15 protein-coding genes are annotated in these 18,556 nt (G+C 57.3%); 10 read left to right on the top strand and 5 right to left on the bottom strand.

Annotated elements, in window-relative coordinates; genetic code table 11:
- Positions 1 to 3: 3 nt before the first annotated feature.
- The 7 genes from hemJ (at position 4) to AAE029_RS23015 (ending at position 7,874) form a co-directional block, all read left to right on the top strand.
- Positions 4 to 540, top strand: coding sequence for a protoporphyrinogen oxidase HemJ (gene hemJ / locus AAE029_RS23045; RefSeq protein ID WP_371075218.1), 537 nt, complete (start codon positions 4 to 6; stop codon positions 538 to 540).
- A 195-nt stretch (positions 541 to 735) separates the two neighbouring features.
- A complete protein-coding gene (rho, locus tag AAE029_RS23040; protein WP_371075217.1) occupies positions 736 to 2,001 on the top strand; it encodes a transcription termination factor Rho in 1,266 nt (421 codons plus the stop codon).
- 164 nt (positions 2,002 to 2,165) lie between these two features.
- Positions 2,166 to 3,500, top strand: coding sequence for a tRNA uridine-5-carboxymethylaminomethyl(34) synthesis GTPase MnmE (gene mnmE / locus AAE029_RS23035; RefSeq protein WP_371075216.1), 1,335 nt, complete (start codon positions 2,166 to 2,168; stop codon positions 3,498 to 3,500).
- Between the two features lie 109 nt (positions 3,501 to 3,609).
- Entirely contained in the window at positions 3,610 to 5,487 is a 1,878-nt protein-coding gene (gene mnmG, locus AAE029_RS23030; protein ID WP_371075215.1) for a tRNA uridine-5-carboxymethylaminomethyl(34) synthesis enzyme MnmG, read from the top strand.
- Positions 5,488 to 5,518: 31 nt separating this feature from the next.
- Complete coding sequence (gene rsmG, locus AAE029_RS23025; RefSeq protein ID WP_371075284.1) at positions 5,519 to 6,142, top strand: 16S rRNA (guanine(527)-N(7))-methyltransferase RsmG; 624 nt, start codon at positions 5,519 to 5,521, stop codon at positions 6,140 to 6,142.
- Between the two features lie 13 nt (positions 6,143 to 6,155).
- Positions 6,156 to 6,950: a ParA family protein gene (locus tag AAE029_RS23020; RefSeq protein WP_371075214.1), complete on the top strand. Its 795-nt coding sequence runs from the start codon at positions 6,156 to 6,158 to the stop codon at positions 6,948 to 6,950.
- Positions 6,951 to 6,989: 39 nt separating this feature from the next.
- Positions 6,990 to 7,874, top strand: coding sequence for a ParB/RepB/Spo0J family partition protein (locus AAE029_RS23015; protein ID WP_371075213.1), 885 nt, complete (start codon positions 6,990 to 6,992; stop codon positions 7,872 to 7,874).
- A gap of 1 nt (position 7,875) precedes the next feature.
- Here AAE029_RS23015 and holA read toward each other — a convergent pair whose 3' ends face one another.
- From holA to leuS, 3 genes are all read right to left on the bottom strand, one after another.
- Positions 7,876 to 8,919: a DNA polymerase III subunit delta gene (holA, locus tag AAE029_RS23010; RefSeq protein WP_371075212.1), complete on the bottom strand. Its 1,044-nt coding sequence runs from the start codon at positions 8,917 to 8,919 to the stop codon at positions 7,876 to 7,878.
- Between the two features lie 117 nt (positions 8,920 to 9,036).
- Positions 9,037 to 9,579 carry an LPS assembly lipoprotein LptE gene (gene lptE / locus AAE029_RS23005; protein ID WP_371075211.1) on the bottom strand — a complete coding sequence of 181 codons (543 nt, stop codon included), beginning with the start codon at positions 9,577 to 9,579 and terminating at the stop codon, positions 9,037 to 9,039.
- Positions 9,569 to 12,199 carry a leucine--tRNA ligase gene (gene leuS / locus AAE029_RS23000; protein WP_371075210.1) on the bottom strand — a complete coding sequence of 877 codons (2,631 nt, stop codon included), beginning with the start codon at positions 12,197 to 12,199 and terminating at the stop codon, positions 9,569 to 9,571. The genes lptE and leuS overlap by 11 nt, the downstream gene beginning before the upstream one ends.
- Before the next feature lie 194 nt (positions 12,200 to 12,393).
- On the opposite strand from leuS, the gene AAE029_RS22995 reads away from it, so the two are divergent.
- Both AAE029_RS22995 and AAE029_RS22990 read left to right on the top strand, forming a co-directional pair.
- Positions 12,394 to 13,056, top strand: a complete 663-nt coding sequence (locus tag AAE029_RS22995; protein ID WP_371075283.1) for a YggS family pyridoxal phosphate-dependent enzyme — start codon at positions 12,394 to 12,396, stop codon at positions 13,054 to 13,056.
- Positions 13,057 to 13,262: 206 nt separating this feature from the next.
- Positions 13,263 to 15,179 (top strand): propionyl-CoA synthetase, encoded by a 1,917-nt coding sequence (locus AAE029_RS22990; protein ID WP_371075209.1) that lies wholly within the window; start codon positions 13,263 to 13,265, stop codon positions 15,177 to 15,179.
- 69 nt (positions 15,180 to 15,248) lie between these two features.
- On the opposite strand, the gene AAE029_RS22985 is transcribed toward AAE029_RS22990, so the two are convergent.
- Positions 15,249 to 15,950: a DUF1013 domain-containing protein gene (locus tag AAE029_RS22985; protein WP_371075208.1), complete on the bottom strand. Its 702-nt coding sequence runs from the start codon at positions 15,948 to 15,950 to the stop codon at positions 15,249 to 15,251.
- Positions 15,951 to 16,173: 223 nt separating this feature from the next.
- Here AAE029_RS22985 and acs point away from each other — a divergent pair, with 223 nt between their 5' ends.
- Entirely contained in the window at positions 16,174 to 18,132 is a 1,959-nt protein-coding gene (gene acs / locus AAE029_RS22980; RefSeq protein ID WP_371075207.1) for an acetate--CoA ligase, read from the top strand.
- A 163-nt stretch (positions 18,133 to 18,295) separates the two neighbouring features.
- Here acs and AAE029_RS22975 read toward each other — a convergent pair whose 3' ends face one another.
- Positions 18,296 to 18,520, bottom strand: coding sequence for a DUF1674 domain-containing protein (locus AAE029_RS22975; RefSeq protein ID WP_371075206.1), 225 nt, complete (start codon positions 18,518 to 18,520; stop codon positions 18,296 to 18,298).
- Positions 18,521 to 18,556 lie beyond the last annotated feature (36 nt).

Below are 18,556 nucleotides of genomic sequence, written 5' to 3'. Positions count from 1 at the left end.
TCGATGGAGAAGCAGACCGATCGGCGAGCGGGCGGCTATGCGCGTAGGCGTGCCCATTTTGCCGTGGCATTCTTCGTGGTTTTGGCTGCAGCGCTTTTTATCTGGCAGCCCGATAATCTTTACCTCTGGATAAAGGCGCTGCACATCATTGCCGTCATCTCGTGGATGGCGGGCCTTTTCTATCTGCCGCGGCTTTTCATCTACCATGCGGATGCGGAACTAGGCTCGATGCAGTCGGAAACTTTCAAGGTCATGGAGCAGCGTCTTTTGAGGATCATCATGAATCCGGCGATGATGCTCACCTGGATTCTCGGGCTCTATCTGGCATGGTCGGTTTACGGATTTCAGGGCGGCTGGCTTCACGCGAAGATAGCCCTGGTCGTTGTGCTGACTGCGGTGCATGTCTTTTTCAGCCGTGCAGTCAGGGCCTTTGCTTCTGATGAGAATCGGCGTTCGGCACGTTACTGGCGCTTCATGAACGAGGCGCCGACGCTTCTTATGATCGCCATTGTTATACTGGTTGTGGTCAAGCCATTTTGATGGCAAACAGGGCTCCAGGTTAATTTTGGGTCATTTCGGTCAGCCCTCTTGCAGGGCTCCGTTTGAATCGCTATTTTCCGCCCATCTCATCTTCGTGGCATGTGTGTAGAGTTCAGTCGTCTGCGAGCCCCCGTCGCGGTACCGAATACGACCAACATCGCCTTCCCCCACCAAAAACAGAGTACGGTTCCCTTCATGGCTGAAATGAAGCTTCAAGAACTTAAGAATAAGTCTCCGACCGATTTGTTGGCCTTTGCCGAATCGCTCGAAGTCGAAAATGCGAGCACGATGCGTAAGCAGGAGCTGATGTTTGCCAGCCTGAAGGTGCTTGCCAGCCAGGATGTTGAAATTATCGGGGAAGGCGTGGTCGAGGTTCTGCAGGATGGATTCGGCTTCCTGCGGTCGGCCAATGCCAATTATCTCCCAGGTCCTGACGATATCTACATCTCGCCCTCTCAGATCCGGCGCTTCTCTCTGAAGACGGGGGATACGGTCGAAGGGCCAATTCGGGGTCCCAAGGAAGGCGAGCGTTATTTCGCTCTGCTCAAGGTCAATACAATCAACTTCGACGATCCGGAGAAGATTCGCCATAAGGTCCATTTCGACAATCTGACGCCCCTCTATCCGAACGAGCGCTTCAGAATGGAGCTCGACGTTCCGACATCGAAGGATCTCTCCCCGCGCGTCATTGATCTGGTAGCGCCCCTCGGAAAGGGGCAGCGCGCTCTTATTGTTGCACCGCCGCGGACGGGTAAGACGGTGCTCTTGCAGAACATCGCCCACTCGATTACGGCGAACCATCCCGAATGCTACCTTATCGTGCTTCTGATCGATGAGCGTCCGGAAGAAGTGACGGATATGCAGCGCTCGGTGCGTGGCGAAGTCATTTCCTCCACGTTTGACGAGCCTGCGGTTCGTCACGTGCAGGTGGCCGAGATGGTGATCGAGAAGGCGAAGCGGCTCGTCGAGCACGGCCGTGATGTCGTTATTCTTCTGGATTCGATTACACGTCTGGGCCGCGCCTACAACACGGTTGTTCCTTCTTCCGGCAAGGTCCTTACCGGCGGTGTTGATGCCAACGCGCTGCAGCGGCCGAAGCGCTTCTTCGGTGCCGCCCGCAATATCGAGGAAGGCGGCTCGCTTACGATTATCGCAACAGCGCTGATCGATACCGGCAGCCGCATGGATGAAGTCATCTTCGAAGAGTTCAAGGGCACGGGCAACTCGGAAATCGTGCTGGATCGAAAAGTTGCCGACAAGCGCATCTTCCCGGCTATGGATATCCTGAAATCCGGTACCCGCAAAGAAGATCTGCTGGTGCCGCGCCAGGACCTGCAGAAGATCTTTGTCCTTCGTCGTATCCTTGCTCCCATGGGAACGACGGACGCGATCGAATTTCTGATCGATAAGCTGAAGCAGACAAAGAACAATCCGGACTTCTTCGATTCGATGAACACCTAGTTCATTAGCCGGATTCATCAGTAATGGGAGCTGGTTGCAGAAGTTGCAACTAGCTCCTTTCGCTTTCGCAGAAGCTGCGCCCGCAGATCGGCTCCGATTCGCTACCGTAACGATCTTTTCGATTCGGTTTCGAATTGATCGACGGTGAGATCAAAGGCGATGACATGACAATTGCATCGGACACGATATTTGCGCTATCCAGCGGCGGCCTGCCGTCTGGTGTGGCGGTCATACGCATCAGCGGCCCGCGGGCGTTCGAGGCGGCCCGAGCTCTTCTCCGAGGTGAGCTGCCTCCTCCAAGGACTGCGGCCTTGCGAACGATTCGGACTCGGAACGGTTTAATTCTCGATCGTGCTTTAATCCTGATCTTTCCGAATCCCGCATCATTCACCGGCGAGGATTGCGTGGAACTCCATCTTCACGGCGGGCGTGCAGTGATCAAGGCGTTGTTCGACGAGCTTGGCGCTGCCGAGGGGTTGCGTTTGGCTGAAGCCGGCGAATTTTCGCGTCGCGCCTTTGAGAACGGCAAGCTCGATCTTGTTGAGGCGGAAGGGCTGGCTGATCTCATTTCTGCAGAGACGGAGATGCAGCGGCGTTTGGCCGTGGAGCAGAGCGCCGGCGGACTCTCGGCGCTGTACGACGGTTGGGCAGATCGGTTGACGCGCGCTCGCGCCCTGATCGAAGCTGAATTGGACTTTGCGGATGAAGAGGATGTACCGGGCTCTGTCTCGGAGCAGGCATGGGATGATATGCAGGCTCTGAATGGCGAACTCGCTGATCATCTTTCTGGCGCCGCCGCTGGAGAAATCATCAGGGATGGCCTGAAGGTGGTTATCGGTGGACCCCCGAATGCCGGAAAATCCAGCCTGATGAATGCCCTGGCAAAGCGCGATATTGCTATTGTCACGGACATAGCCGGTACGACCAGGGACGTGCTGCATGTCGATCTGGATATCGATGGGTTTGCCGTTCGCCTCTATGATACTGCCGGCCTGAGAGAGACGGAGGAGGTCGTCGAGCGCGAGGGTGTTCGCCGGGCGCAATCCATCATCGAGCATGCCGACCTCCTGCTCCTGCTGGAAGAAATAGGAAAGCCCACGCAGGCAGCGGTAGAACTGGAGCCGCCGGCTGGCAATACATGGCGTATCGGCACGAAAGTCGATCTCTACCAGGGCAAGGCGGATGATGGGCGCTATGATCTTCGTATTTCCACGACCACGGGCGCGGGGCTACTGCAATTGCAGGAGATGCTCGGAGACGAACTGAAGAAAAGAACAGGTAGCGGGACGGACACACTGCCGGGGCGATTGCGACACACGGACAATCTGCGAAAAGCCCGCTATTTTCTTGAGCGCGCGGTTAGCGCAGTGAATAGCGGCCTGGATATAAGAGCCGAGGATCTCCGGCTGGCGGGAAATGCCCTGGGACGAATAACCGGTCGGGTGGATGTCGAGAATCTGTTGGACGTCATCTTTTCCGAATTCTGCATCGGCAAATGATTCACGTGAAACATGTCAGTGGCCCTGGGACGCCAAGATCGTTTCACGTGAAACCTTCTTGACTTTGGGCCTTCTTGTGGCAAGACGGGTCCAACTTGGAGCTATCTCAATGCAAAATGGCAAATATGAAGTCATCGTCATCGGCGGCGGACATGCCGGTTGCGAAGCTGCCGCCGCCTCGGCGCGGCTGGGTGCTCGAACGGCTTTAGTAACCCATAAACGCGCCACGATCGGTGTCATGTCCTGCAATCCCGCCATTGGCGGGCTTGGAAAAGGACATCTGGTTCGTGAAATCGATGCCTTGGATGGCCTTATGGGGCGCGTCGCTGACGCGGCTGGGATCCAATTTCGCATGCTCAATCGGAAGAAGGGTCCTGCGGTACGAGGTCCGCGGACCCAGGCGGACCGGAAGCTCTATCGCTTGGCCATGCAGGAAGCGCTGTCGTCGGTCGGGAATTTGGACATCATTGAGGGAGATGCCTTCGATCTCGCAATAGATGAAGGTCGCGTGACCGCCGTTATCATGAAGGACGGTCGGGCGCTGAGAACCGATGCTGTGGTCTTAACCACAGGTACCTTTCTGCGCGGCTTAATTCATATCGGCGATACCAAGATCCCCGCGGGTCGGGTCGGTGAAGAACCGTCTATCGGTCTTTCGAAGACCTTGGAGAAGCTGGGCTTGGCTCTCGGGAGACTGAAGACCGGCACGCCCGCCCGTCTGGATGGAAGGACGATCGATTGGGAAGCCGTCGGCCGGCAAAGCGCCGATGAGGACCCCATCCCCTTTTCGTTTCTGACGGATCATATTGTAAATCGCCAGATCGATTGCGGTGTGACAAGAACAACCGCAGCAACGCATAGGATCATCTCGGAAAATCTCCGGCGATCGGCAATGTATTCGGGCCAGATCGAAGGTATAGGGCCGCGCTATTGCCCCTCGATCGAAGACAAAATCGTCAAATTCGGCGAACGCGACGGTCATCAAATCTTCCTGGAGCCTGAAGGCCTTGACGATGACACTGTGTACCCCAATGGCATATCGACTTCGCTGCCCGCAGATGTTCAAGAGGACTTTATTAGAACCATTCCGGGTCTGGAACGAGTAGCGATTTTGCAGCCGGGCTATGCAATCGAATATGATCATGTCGATCCGCGCGAGTTGATGCCGTCGCTGGAGACGAAGAGACTTAAGGGTCTGTTTCTTGCAGGCCAGATCAATGGTACAACCGGATACGAAGAAGCCGGCGCGCAGGGCTTGGTCGCCGGCATTAATGCGGCACGTTGCGCGGCGGCCGCCTCCCCTGTGTATTTCAGCCGAACTGAATCCTATATCGGTGTCATGATTGACGATCTGACGTCCCGCGGCGTCGCAGAGCCATATCGGATGTTTACGTCTCGTGCGGAATACCGATTGTCACTCCGTGCCGATAACGCTGACATGCGCCTGACCCCGATGGGGATCGACATTGGCTGCGTCGGTTCGGCGCGACGTGAGCGGTTTGCAAAATATTCGCAGGCGCTGGAGCATGGGCGCTCGCTGTTGACGCAAATTGCTATAACACCATCCGAGGCTCTTAAGGCCGGGTTGCGTATCAATCAGGATGGCCAGCGTCGGACGGCATACGATCTACTTGCATATCCGGGACAGTCGATTGGCTCCTTGGGACGAATTTGGCCGGAGATACAAATGCTGGACGCCAAGGTCTCGCAGGCGCTTGAGATTGAAGCATCCTATGCTGTGTATATGGAGCGGCAGGCGGGGGATATTGCTGATATTCAGAAAGAGGAAGGCAAGAGAATTCCGGTTGATTTTGATTTCGAGTCCCTATCCGGTCTCTCCAATGAGCTCAAGCAGAAGCTGAAGATGGCGCGTCCTTTCAATATAGCGCAGGCGACACGGATCGACGGCATGACCCCGGCGGCGATCCTTCTGCTGCTTTCGCAATTGCGAAAGGAAAGGCGTGACCTGCGCGAGACCGGTTCGTGAGTGACACAATACAAGGTGAGAGAGTCCATTGATGGAGTTGAACGGTTTACGTGTTTCACGTGAAACACAGGAGCGCCTTTCGATCTTTGCCGATCTCTTCCAAAAATGGTCCAAGTCAATCAATCTTGTCGCGTCTTCGACACGGCATGATCTTTGGAACCGGCATATAGCGGATAGTAGTCAGATATTTCAATTGTTTCCGGCCCCTGCCCGATGGATTGATCTCGGAAGCGGTGGAGGGTTTCCAGGTGTCATCACGGCCATCTTTCTTGCCGAACTCGGTGACGGTTGGGTCCACCTCGTTGAGAGCAATCACAAGAAGGCGGCATTCCTACGAATAGCACTCGCTGAAACGGGCGCTCGGGGTTCGGTTCATCCAATCCGAATCGAGCAGGCGCCAGACCAGCTGACTGTTTGCGATGCGATCTCCGCGCGGGCACTGGCAGACCTTGATTTGCTGCTGGAGTATGTACAGCCGTGGATGCGTAAAAATAAAAATGTAAAGGCATTTTTTCATAAAGGACGGGATTACGCGACCGAAATAGAGAAAGCGCATGGTCGTTGGCAATTTGATCTGTTAATACACAATAGCGCCGTTGAGAGGGAATCGGTCGTTCTGGAAGTCACCAATATCCGGCGCAAGGATCAATCATAATCGGGTAGCGGCAATGTCAGGCGAAAGAAACCGGATTATCACCATCGCTAATCAGAAGGGTGGCGTTGGCAAAACAACGACAGCTATCAATCTTGCAACTGCTCTGGCGGCGATCGGAGAGCGTGTTCTTATCGTTGACCTCGATCCTCAGGGAAACGCCAGCACCGGTCTTGGTATCGAGCGACGAAATCGTAAGCTTTCTTCTTACGATCTCCTGATCGGGAGCCATGGCGTGCTCGACACCGTATTGGAAACCGCGGTACCGAATCTCTTCATAGTTCCGTCGACAATGGATCTTCTCGGGATCGAGATGGAAATCGCCCATCAGAGCGATCGAGCCTTTCGTCTACGGCGAGCGCTCTCGACTGCGGAGGCCCTCAGCTTCTCCTATATCTTGCTCGATTGCCCTCCCTCCTTCAACCTCCTCACAATGAATGCGATGGCGGCCGCCCATTCGGTCCTGGTTCCTCTCCAATGCGAGTTCTTTGCGTTGGAGGGTTTGAGCCAATTGCTTGAAACGGTTGATCAGGTGCGGAGCAGCATCAATCCTACGCTCGACATCCAAGGGATCGTTCTGACGATGTTCGACGCGCGCAACAATCTCGCACAGCAGGTTGTCAACGACGTGCGCACCCATCTCGGCGAAAAGGTTTATCATACCTTAATCCCGCGGAACGTCCGCGTCTCGGAAGCGCCTTCCTACGGCAAGCCAGCAATTCTATACGATCTGAAATGTGCAGGGAGCCAGGCCTATTTGCAACTGGCCTCAGAGGTGATCCAGCGGGAGCGCCATCAGAAGGCTGCATGACAAAGAGAGCCGAAGATCTGGAGTTGAGTGAGCAACACAATGAGTGATGATGTTTCGAAGAGGCGCCTGGGGCGCGGATTGGCGGCGCTGATCGGTGAAATGGATCAGCCTGTTCCCGTGGATTCAGCCAAACCTGGTATTAGTGCGGATCGCACTTTGCCGATCGAATTCATCAGTCAAAGCCCCAGAAATCCCCGCCGCCATTTTGACGATGGCGAGCTTCATGAGCTCGCGGCATCCATTCGCCAGCATGGCATCGTGCAGCCGGTGGTCGTGCGAACACTTTCCACCAATCGCTACGAAATAATTGCCGGCGAGCGCCGTTGGCGAGCATCTCAGCTGGCGGGACTGATCGAAATACCGGTCATTGTGCGGGATGTGGACGACAAGACCGCTCTTGAGCTTGCGATAGTCGAAAATGTGCAGCGATCGGATCTCAATCCACTCGAGGAGGCGCTCGGATATGAACAGCTGATTGCCGAGCATGGATATACCCAGAACGATTTGGGCGAGATCATCGGCAAGAGCCGGAGCCATGTGGCGAACTCGCTTCGTCTGCTGAAACTGCCTGAACCGGTACGCGATCTTCTGTCCGCCGGTAGCCTGTCAGCAGGTCATGCTCGCGCGCTCGTCTCTACGTCGGACCCAGCGGCGTTGGCGCGCACAATCGTAGCCAAGGGGATGTCAGTCCGGGATGCCGAACGGTTAGCGCAAAATGACATCAAGGCGCAGAACGCGCCACCGACTGAAAGCACTCGCCGTGATCAGAAGGACTCTGATACACTTGCTCTCGAAAGAACGCTTTCGGATACGCTGGGGCTGGACGTTACCATCAATCATAAAGGCAATGGCGGTCAGATACGCATTGCCTATAGATCGTTGGAGCAATTGGAAGAAGTCTGCAGACTTCTCGAGCGGCGGTAGGTTAGCCGGACACTCTCCGCGCCGATTGCAGTGTGACCGATAGAAGGGTTTGGAAGGCGATGCTGTCTTCCAAACTTTGTCTTCTGCGACTCTGCAAAACTGCCGCCTGTAGTTTGCTCATTTCCCTGGCAATTGCAGGGGCGGTCCAGCTTCGCAAGGCCTGTTCCATGATAGGCTTCCTCCGAAAATGCAGATGGCGTCCCAGACTCTGCATGATCTGTGCAGGCTGGCTACGTTTTTCGTCCATTTCTGCGCGCATCGTATCGAGAAGCTGAAGCTGCCTGAGGCAAGCCTGAAGAACAAGGAAAACCGGCGTCTTCGAAGCCGCAATCTTCTGCATGGCCTGCAGGAAACCTGCCGAGTTGCCGCTCATAACGGCATCCACCGCGTCATCGACGGAAATGGCACTGGCATCTCCAACGATATTGACGACATCGCCTTCCTCTATTGTTCCGCCACCGTGACAATAGAGCGCGAGTTTTCTGATCTCGTTACGCGATGCGATACGGTCACCTCCCAGGGATTCAAGGAGAAGCTGTCGAGCCGCGGGAACGATTCGCAGCCCTTCGGAGGCAAGCTCCTGATCTATAAGCGCGTTAAGGGCGCGATTGTCATCCGCGTAGCACGGGATCGCGATAGCAGCTGATGCGCCTTCAGCGATCTTGCGCAATGCTGATCCCTTTTTCAGATCTCCCGCTTCGATGAGAACGAAGCTTGCTTCCGGCGGCTTTTCGGCGATGTGCTGAAATGCATCGATCAGGAATTTCTCATTCCCAGCGCCGCGAATCCAGACGAGCTTTTCCCCGCCGAAAAGCCCGATACCATTGACTTCATCTAAAAGTCTGGCGGGGTCCCGCTGCAGATCGGCTATGTCCAACTTGATCACCGAGAACGGGTCATCGAGAGCAACGCCGGTTTTTCTTGCGAGCAGCTCGGCCCGCTCCGTAACCAAACCGCGATCTGGCCCGTAAACGAGGTAGATGCGATGCGCTTGTCCCCGCCTCTGTAAAAATCCCTCGAATTCGTGGGATTTAAGCTCAGCCAATGCTCCACTCCTCGAGTGCTGAAGCTGTCACATGAAGAGAGATTCACGTGACAGCCTTTAGGCTGTTGTCTCCAGGCATGTTGCGCAAAACCGCCGCGCAGTTTTGCGCGACATCCGTTAGCGGCCGAGGGCGGCCGCGATATCGGCACCGACGAGCTCAGCCGCCTCACGTGCTGCCCGGTTTTCCGCATCGCGTATGGCGCGAAGTTTGGCGAATTCCTGCTGTGAGAAATCCACCAAAGAGGTGGCCGTGCGACTTCCTGCCTTGACCACCTGATCGTCGCTTGCGCGACGCAGGATGTAATTGGCTGTGACCGTGACGCGACCTGCACGGGCGGTATCGGAATCGATTGACCTCCCATTCGAGGTTCGAACGAGAAGAACGTCCGTAACGGCTGACGTCACCGTCAAATCGGTATTATAATCGGCCTTTATCGGTTCACCGGCGCCGTGGCCGGTGAAGAAGACAAGCCGATTGCGGACCTCCTGACCGACGCGGGATGTGGGGTCTGAGAAGGAGACGGAGGCGAGTTTTCCGGCGACAGCGGAATTCTCGGAATAAAGCGGGCGGACCTGGCAGGCGGAGAGCATTCCCGCAACCAGAGCCATCGCCGCAACAGCTCCGAAGCGGCCGAGCTTGATAACGAAATCAGACGACAATGTTCACAATCCTTTGTGGAACGATGATGACCTTTTTCGGTGCTTGACCGTTCAAGGCGCTTCTGACGGCATCCAAGGCGAGCACAGCATTCTGGACGGCATTCTGATCTGCGTCGCGCGCGATTGTCAATTCGGCGCGCTTCTTGCCGTTGATCTGAACCGGCAACATGATCTCGTTATCCGCAACCAAATCTTCGCGATAGGCAGGCCAAGGCGTGCGGACGACAAGCTGGCTGTTGCCGAGAGCCATCCAGCACTCTTCGGCGAGATGCGGGGTCATCGGTGCGACGATCTGGATGAGGATCTCCGAGGCCTCACGCACGGCCGCGCAATAAGCGGCCTCCGCTTCGCCCGCAGCGACTTTGGCCAAGGGGCTGGCCAGGAAGTTAACAAGCTCATAGATACGCGCGACCGCCTTGTTGAAGGCAAGTTTGTCATAATCGGTCTGCACCGCCTTCAGCGTCTTGTGAGCAGCCTGAGATATGGCAAGCGCTTCGCCCTCGTGGGCAGGCAGTGGGTCGACAGCCCTGAGATGGTCCGCCGCCTCCGATATCAGCCGCCAAAGGCGCTGCGTGAAACGGTGTGCTCCTTCGACGCCAGCTTCCGACCAGATCACGTCGCGGTCGGGCGGTGAATCAGACAGCACGAAGAACCGAGCCGTATCCGCACCGTAGGAGGCGATAATATCGTCCGGGTCGACGACATTTTTCTTGGATTTCGACATTTTCTCGATGGAGCCGATGGTAACTTCCTCACCGGATGCAAGCAGCACGGCCCGGCGTTTTCCATCGATCTCCTCGATCCGGATATCGGCGGGCGACACCCATTCCCGTGTCGTGCCCTTCCCCTTGCTATAGGTCTCGTGCACGACCATGCCCTGCGTGAAGAGGCCGCGGAAAGGTTCCTTGACGCCGACATGGTCAGTCTCGCGCATCGCTCGCGTGAAGAACCGAGAATAGAGCAGATGAAGGATCGCGTGCTCGATACCGCCGATATACTGATCGACCGGAAGCCAGCGATTGGCAACATCCGGATCGGTTGGCCTGTCCTCCCAAGGCGCCGTAAAGCGGGTGAAGTACCAGCTCGAATCGACGAAAGTGTCCATCGTATCCGTCTCGCGGCGGGCATCCTTTCCGCATTGCGGGCAGGCAACATGGCGCCAGGTCGGATGGCGGTCGAGCGGATTGCCTGGCTGATCGAAGGTCACATCGTCCGGAAGCTTGACCGGTAAATCCTTCTTCGGCACGGGTATGATTCCACAATCATCACAATGAATGACGGGAATCGGGCAGCCCCAATAACGCTGGCGGGAAATTCCCCAGTCTCGCAACCGGAAATTGACCCTTCGCTCGGCCTGCGGCGTGTTTCCCAGACTGGTAGCCTCCAGCTTCGAGGCGACGCTTTCGAACGCTTCATCGGTGGTCATGCCGTCGAGGAAACGCGAATTGATCATGACGCCATCGCCATCATAGGCAACGTCATCAATGGCGAAAGTTGCGGCGTCGCCATCCTTCGGCATGACGACCGGAACGACCGGCAAGTTATATTTGCGAGCGAAATCGAGGTCGCGCTGGTCGCCGGACGGGCATCCGAAGATCGCGCCGGTGCCGTAATCCATCAGAACGAAATTGGCGACATAGACGGGCAGTTCCCAGGACGCGTCGAGCGGATGCCTGACACGGATACCCGTGTCCATCCCCTTCTTCTCGGCTGTCTCAAGTGCTGCCAATGACGTACCGGCGCGCCGGCATTCCTCGCAAAAAGCTTCAATCGCCGGGTCTCTTTCCGCTGCTGCCCTTGCCAGGGGATGGTCGGCGGCGATTGCCAGGAAGGCGGCGCCGAACAACGTATCGGGCCGTGTGGTATAGACGGTAACCTCGCGGTTTTCGTCCGGTGCGGTTTCTGCCACGATCTCCCAGCGGATCGTCAAGCCTTCTGAGCGTCCGATCCAGTTCTTCTGCATCAGCCGGACTTTCTCCGGCCACTGATCAAGCGTATCCAGGGCGTCCAGCAGATCCTGGCTGAAATCGGTGATCTTGAAGAACCATTGCGTCAGATCGCGTTGCTCGACCAGTGCACCGGAACGCCAGCCGCGGCCGTCAATCACCTGTTCGTTGGCAAGCACCGTATTGTCGACCGGATCCCAGTTCACCTTGGACTGCTTGCGATAAACCAGACCCTTTTCCAGGAAATCTAGGAAGAGATGCTGCTGGTGTTTGTAGTAGTCGACGTCGCAAGTTGCGAATTCACGGCTCCAATCCAGCGAAAGCCCCATGGCTTTCAGCTGCGCCTTCATCGAGGCAATGTTCTGATAGGTCCAGGACGCCGGATGAACGCCGCGTTCCATAGCCGCATTTTCAGCGGGCATACCGAAAGCGTCCCAGCCCATCGGATGAAGTACATTGTAGCCGCGGGCGCGCTTATAGCGGGCGACAACGTCTCCCAGGGCATAATTGCGGACATGGCCCATGTGGATGCGCCCGGAGGGATAGGGGAACATTTCGAGTACATAGTACTTCTCGCGCACGTCGGCGTTGTCGGTCGTGAAGACCTCCTCCTCAGCCCACTTTTCCTGCCAGCGGGGCTCGGCATCGCGCGGATTGTAACGTTCAGTCGCCATATCGATTTTATTTCCGAAATTCACGGGAGATTGGCCGTGACCTTCATCACGAAACCATCCAAGCGTCAAGTTTGCCGGGGCGGGGAAGTGCGCGATCTTCGCCTCCGGAAGGCAGAATTGCCGATTGCGGGACTTGGCAACCACACGCTTGCTGGTTAGTCAGTTCCCGTGTCGAAACGGAGATGGATTTTGCGATGGGCCTCCAGGAGCGGTTGAACGATGTGCGGTCAAGAATTGCGGCGGCAGAGCATCATTCCAATCGTCCGACTGCATCCGTGCAGCTTGTCGCTGTCTCCAAGACATTCGACGCGGACGCTATTCGCCCAGCAATAGACGCGGGCCAGCGTGTCTTCGGTGAGAACCGAGTGCAGGAGAGCCAGGGCAAATGGCCTCGGCTCAAGGCAGAGACGCCGGATATCGAGCTGCATCTAATCGGGCCTCTGCAGTCCAACAAGGCAGCCGACGCCGTGGCGCTGTTCGACGTCATCGAGACCATCGACCGTGAGAAGATCGCGCGGGTGCTCGCGAAGGAGATGCGAGATCAGGGCAAAATCCTGAAATTCTATGTGCAGGTGAACACCGGGCTGGAACCGCAGAAGGCGGGTATTGCACCCGATGATACGCCAGCTTTCATAGAACTCTGCCGTAACGAGCTTGGGCTTGCCATCGAGGGACTGATGTGCATTCCCCCGGCGGATGAAAATCCCGGACCGCATTTCGCACTTCTCGCCAAGCTTGCGAAGAAATGCGGCGTCGAAAAGCTTTCCATGGGCATGTCGAGCGATTACGAAACGGCCATCGCCTTCGGCGCCACCAGCGTTCGGGTCGGCTCCGCGATCTTCGGCGAACGACACTAAAGCCTGTCGCGTGAAGGTAGGCTCACGCGACAGGCTTTAGCTTGTTGGTTTCATACTGTCGTTGCCGCAAACCGCTGCACACTTTTGCGCGGCATGCATTAAAGCCGGCTGCGCAACATGGATTTTACGCTTTCGTCGGGCTTCCTGTTCTCGCTTCCCTCTCCTAGATTTGAGTGCATGAGCTAGCATGTCCTGGGGAGGAGCAGATGCCGAGCGACTATCAGAAAATCTATGCTGCCTGGGAGAGCAATCCGGAGCAATTCTGGATGGAGGCGGCACAGGCGTTGGAATGGTTCAAGCCGGCCGACACGGTCTTTGAGGCAGGTGATGGGGTGTATGGTCGATGGTTTGTCGGAGCGGAAACCAACACCTGCCACAACTGTATTGACCGGCATGTGCTGGCTGGACGCGGCGCGGATACCGCAATCATTTACGATAGCCCGATGGCCGGAATCAAGCGGCGCTTCACCTATGAGGAGGCGCTGTCCGAAGTGAAGGCGATTGCCGCCGCGATGCTCAACCTCGGCGTTGCCAGAGGCGACAGGGTTATCCTTTACATGCCGATGGTACCGGAAGCGGTCTTTTCGATGCTCGCCTGCGCCCGAATCGGGGCTATCCACTCGGTCGTGTTTGGTGGTTTCGCTGCGGCGGAGCTTGCGAACCGAATCGATGATTCCGGCGCAAAACTGATCATTTCCGCAAGTTGCGGCATCGAACCCGGCCGCGTCGTCGCCTACAAGCCGCTGCTCGACCAGGCGATCGGCCTTGCGAAGGTGAAGCCGGTCCGTTGCCTTATCCTTCAGCGCCCTGAGCTGAAGGCTGACATGGTCGCGGGGCGGGATATCGACCTTGCAGCAGCGGTCGAAGCGGAAAAGATCAGGGGAGCCGATATTGCCTGTACTCCGGTCAAGGCGACAGATCCGCTCTATATCCTCTATACGTCCGGTACGACCGGCCAGCCGAAAGGCGTCGTTCGTGACAATGGCGGTCATATGGTGACGCTCCACTGGTCGATGTCGGCTATCTACGGCCTGAAGCCCGGCGAGGTGTTCTGGGCTGCATCCGATATCGGCTGGGTCGTGGGTCACTCCTATATCGTCTATGCGCCGCTTCTTGCCGGTATCACGACGCTGCTCTTCGAAGGCAAGCCCGTCGGAACGCCGGATGCCGGCACCTTCTGGCGCATCGTCTCAGAGCATGACGTGAAAGTCCTCTTCACCGCACCGACCGCCTTTCGCGCGATCCGCCGGGAGGATCCGGATGGGGAATTCATCAGAAAATATCCGCTGCCCGGGTTCCGGGCATTGTTCCTTGCCGGCGAGAGGGCCGATCCGGAGACGTTGAAATGGGCGGAGCGCATGCTTGCCGTACCGGTCATTGACCATTGGTGGCAGACGGAAACCGGCTGGCCCATTGCGGCAAATCCTCTGGGCCTTGGCGCTCTTCCGGTCAAGCACGGCTCTCCTTCCGTGCCAATGCCGGGCTATGACATCCGCGTGCTCGACGATGACGGACATCCCGTGCCTCACGGAACATTGGGCAACATCGTCGTGAAGTTGCCGCTGCCGCCCGGGTGTCTGCCGACGCTCTGGAATGCGGACGACCGTTTCCATTCGACCTATCTCGCCGAATTTCCGGGCCATTACAAAACGGCCGATGCCGGCTACATGGACGAGGACGGCTATCTCTTCATCATGGCTCGCACCGACGACATCATCAATTGCGCCGGCCATCGCCTCTCGACCGGGGCGATGGAGGAGGTGTGCGCCACCCATCCCGATGTCGCCGAATGCGCGGTCGTCGGCGTGGCTGACAGCGTCAAGGGACAGGTTCCGTGCGGCTTTCTGGTGCTGAAAAGGAATGTTTCCCGTGAAACATCCGAAGTCGAGAAGGATGTGGTCAAGCTGATCCGTGATGAAATCGGGCCGGTTGCCTGCTTCAAGACCGCAATCGTCGTCAAGCGCCTGCCGAAGACACGTTCAGGGAAAATCCTGCGCGGGACCATGCAGAAGATTGCCGACGGGATCCCATGGAAGATGCCCGCGACGATTGATGACCCCGCCATACTGGACGAGATCGGGGAAGCGCTTCGTTCCCGAGGCTATGGCTCACTGCCGATGTGATGGCCGTGGAGAACAAAAAAGCCCGGCACGAGGCCGGGCTTCGAAAAAGAGAGGGGTCAAACCCGGGTCTCAATAGTGATCGTCTTCATCTTCGTCCTTGGGTGAAGATTTCAGCGACTTCAGCTTGGCGAAGACGGCATCGGCGTCGATCTCCTTCTCCTCCTCGCGCTCGTAGCTCGGTGTGAGGCGCTCCGTTTCCTGAGCAGACTGGAGCGTGGCGCCAAGCTCGGCAGCCGTCGGCAGCGGACGGCCCTTGGCGGCCTTCTCCACTTCCATGTCGAGATCGATCTGGCTGCAAAGGCCAAGCGTGACCGGATCCATCGGCGTCAAATTGGCGGAATTCCAATGCGTGCGGTCCCTAATCTGCTCGATCGTCGATTTCGTCGTACCGACAAGACGGGAAATCTGCGCGTCCTTGAGTTCCGGATGATTGCGCACGAGCCAGAGAATGGCATTGGGTCGATCCTGACGCTTGGAGACGGGCGTATAGCGAGGACCACGACGCTTGGATTCCGGAACGCGCACCTTCGGCTCGGAGAGCTTCAGCTTGTGGTTGGGGTTTGCCTCCGCACGGGCGATCTCGTCGCGGGAGAGCTGGCCCGTGGCGATCGGGTCCAGTCCTTTGATGCCCTGCGCTGCTTCGCCGTCGGCAATTGCCTTGACTTCCAGCGGGTGCAGTTTGCAGAACTGCGCGATCTGGTCGAATGACAAGGCCGTATTGTCGACAAGCCAGATGGCCGTCGCCTTCGGCATGAGCAATTGTTGAGCCATGGATATAGTCCTTCTGTCGTCCGCGCCGGTCGCGGTCCGTGGGTATCACCACATTGTCCGGGAAATATGCCCCTATATAGCGGCAGTGTCACACAAAAGCAATTCTTGAAGAACGAAATGACCTTTGTCTAATTGCCGCCGTAACTTGACCTGCTATTGATTGCTCGGAAAGGCCGCCCATACTGATGACGCGGCGACGGATATTCGGAATGAGGAGGAGACCATGTCGGAAAAAATTTATCCGGTTCTCAAGCCGGCCAAGAGCCGCGCTCTGATCGACAGGGCGAAGTACGAGAAGTGGTACGAGGAAAGCGTCGAAGATCCCAACAAGTTCTGGGGCAAGCATGGCAGGCGTATCGACTGGTTCAAGCCTTATACCAAGGTCAAGAATACCTCCTTTCTTGGAAGGGTTTCGATCAAGTGGTTCGAGGACGGTCTGACCAACGTCTCCTATAACTGCATCGATCGCCATCTGAAGACGCATGGCGAGCGCGTCGCGCTGATCTGGGAAGGCGACAATCCCTATATCGACAAGAAGATCACCTATAATGAGCTTTATGAGCATGTCTGCCGCATGGCGAATGTGCTCAAGAAGCATGGCATCCAGAAGGGCGATCGTGTCACCATCTATATGCCGATGATTCCCGAGGCGGCCTATGCGATGCTCGCCTGCGCGCGCATCGGCGCTGTACACTCGGTCGTCTTCGGAGGCTTCTCGCCGGAGGCGCTGGCCGGCCGCATCGTTGATTGCCAATCGACCTTCGTGATCACCTGCGACGAAGGCGTGCGCGGTGGCAAACCCGTGCCCCTCAAGGACAATACCGATACCGCGATCCATATTGCCGCCCGCCAGCATGTGATCGTCGAGAAGGTGCTGGTCGTCCGCCGCACCGGCGGCAAGACGGGCTGGGCTCCCGGCCGCGACCTCTGGTACCATCAGGAAGTGGCAACGGTGAAGGCGGAGTGCCCGCCCGTGAAGATGAAGGCGGAAGATCCGCTTTTTATTCTTTATACGTCGGGTTCGACCGGCAAGCCGAAGGGCGTGCTGCACACGACCGGCGGCTATCTCGTCTATGCCGCCATGACCCATGAATATGTTTTCGATTATCATGACGGAGACATCTACTGGTGTACGGCCGATGTCGGCTGGGTCACCGGCCACTCCTATATCGTCTACGGCCCGCTTGCCAATTGCGCGACATCCCTGATGTTCGAAGGCGTGCCGAATTTCCCGGATCAAGGGCGCTTTTGGGAAGTGATCGACAAGCACAAGGTCAACATCTTCTATACCGCGCCGACAGCGATCCGTTCACTCATGGGGGCGGGCGATGAGTTCGTGACGCGCTCGTCGCGCACCAGTCTGCGCCTTCTCGGTACCGTCGGCGAGCCGATCAATCCGGAAGCCTGGGAATGGTATTACAATGTCGTGGGCGACAAGCGCTGCCCGATCGTCGATACCTGGTGGCAGACGGAAACCGGCGGCCACATGATCACGCCGTTTCCTGGCGCGACCGATCTCAAGCCCGGTTCGGCGACGGTGCCGTTTTTCGGCGTCAAGCCGCAACTGGTCGACAATGAAGGCAGGGTGCTGGAAGGTGCAGCCGACGGCAATCTCTGCATCAGCGACAGCTGGCCCGGGCAGATGCGGACTGTCTATGGCGATCATCAGCGCTTCATCGACACCTACTTCTCCACCTACAAGGGCAAATATTTCACCGGCGACGGCTGCCGCCGCGACGAGGACGGCTACTATTGGATCACCGGTCGCGTCGACGACGTGCTCAACGTTTCCGGCCATAGACTGGGGACCGCGGAAGTCGAATCGGCGCTCGTGTCGCATCATCTCGTTTCGGAAGCGGCCGTCGTTGGATATCCGCACCCGATCAAGGGCCAGGGCATCTATTGCTATGTTACGCTGATGGCCGGCCATGATGGTTCGGATACGCTCAGACAGGAGCTTGTAAAGCACGTCCGCGGCGAGATCGGGCCGATCGCGGCGCCGGACAAGATCCAGTTCGCTCCCGGTCTGCCGAAGACGCGTTCCGGCAAGATCATGCGGCGCATCCTTCGCAAGATCGCCGAGGATGATTTCGGCTCGCTCGGCGATACGTCGACGCTCGCCGATCCGGCTGTCGTCGATGATCTGATCGCCAATCGCCAGAACAGGGCGGATGCCGCCTGATCTGTAATATCGCCGCCCCGGTTGCCGGAGCGGCTTCCACTCGACGCTGCGGCAGTTCTCCTTTGGTTTCCTGCCGCCATCATAGCTCCGACATGACCTGTAGAAATGAGATCCTGAGCCGGATTCCGACCGTTGGGGTCAAAGCCAATAGGAATATTTACCTTTAGAAGTCGATCGCCCTGCCGTTGATCTCCCAGTCGCCGAAGCGAGCGGGATCGGCACCGCCGCGGCCGCCGATTTCGGGCGGCATCTCCTGCTTCTTTTCGCTTCTGCGTCGTTCCTCGGCTTCCGCACGCGCCCGTTTGGCAGCCGGTGACAGGGGCTTTCGTGGCGCTGCCGAAGCCAACTCGTCCGTGCCTTGGATATTGTCGTTGTCCGCTGTCTGCATCGCGGTACTCCAGATCGAAAATATTGAAAACGTCGG

Source organism: Sinorhizobium sp. CB7 (genome assembly GCF_041357635.1).
Lineage (GTDB): Bacteria > Pseudomonadota > Alphaproteobacteria > Rhizobiales > Rhizobiaceae > Rhizobium.
The sequence above is the reverse complement of the archived record's forward strand: the minus strand, read 5'-3'. Positions and strand labels throughout refer to the sequence as shown.

What these genes read in the sequence shown, in the direction of transcription:
- hemJ (WP_371075218.1), top strand. Translation starts at nt 4, where the DNA reads ATGGAGAAGCAGACCGATCGGCGAGCGGGCGGCTATGCGCGTAGGCGT.
- rho (WP_371075217.1), top strand. Translation starts at nt 736, where the DNA reads ATGGCTGAAATGAAGCTTCAAGAACTTAAGAATAAGTCTCCGACCGAT.
- mnmE (WP_371075216.1), top strand. Translation starts at nt 2,166, where the DNA reads ATGACAATTGCATCGGACACGATATTTGCGCTATCCAGCGGCGGCCTG.
- mnmG (WP_371075215.1), top strand. Translation starts at nt 3,610, where the DNA reads ATGCAAAATGGCAAATATGAAGTCATCGTCATCGGCGGCGGACATGCC.
- rsmG (WP_371075284.1), top strand. Translation starts at nt 5,519, where the DNA reads ATGGAGTTGAACGGTTTACGTGTTTCACGTGAAACACAGGAGCGCCTT.
- AAE029_RS23020 (WP_371075214.1), top strand. Translation starts at nt 6,156, where the DNA reads ATGTCAGGCGAAAGAAACCGGATTATCACCATCGCTAATCAGAAGGGT.
- AAE029_RS23015 (WP_371075213.1), top strand. Translation starts at nt 6,990, where the DNA reads ATGAGTGATGATGTTTCGAAGAGGCGCCTGGGGCGCGGATTGGCGGCG.
- leuS (WP_371075210.1), bottom strand. Translation starts at nt 12,199, where the DNA reads ATGGCGACTGAACGTTACAATCCGCGCGATGCCGAGCCCCGCTGGCAG.
- AAE029_RS22995 (WP_371075283.1), top strand. Translation starts at nt 12,394, where the DNA reads ATGGGCCTCCAGGAGCGGTTGAACGATGTGCGGTCAAGAATTGCGGCG.
- AAE029_RS22990 (WP_371075209.1), top strand. Translation starts at nt 13,263, where the DNA reads ATGCCGAGCGACTATCAGAAAATCTATGCTGCCTGGGAGAGCAATCCG.
- AAE029_RS22985 (WP_371075208.1), bottom strand. Translation starts at nt 15,950, where the DNA reads ATGGCTCAACAATTGCTCATGCCGAAGGCGACGGCCATCTGGCTTGTC.
- acs (WP_371075207.1), top strand. Translation starts at nt 16,174, where the DNA reads ATGTCGGAAAAAATTTATCCGGTTCTCAAGCCGGCCAAGAGCCGCGCT.
- AAE029_RS22975 (WP_371075206.1), bottom strand. Translation starts at nt 18,520, where the DNA reads ATGCAGACAGCGGACAACGACAATATCCAAGGCACGGACGAGTTGGCT.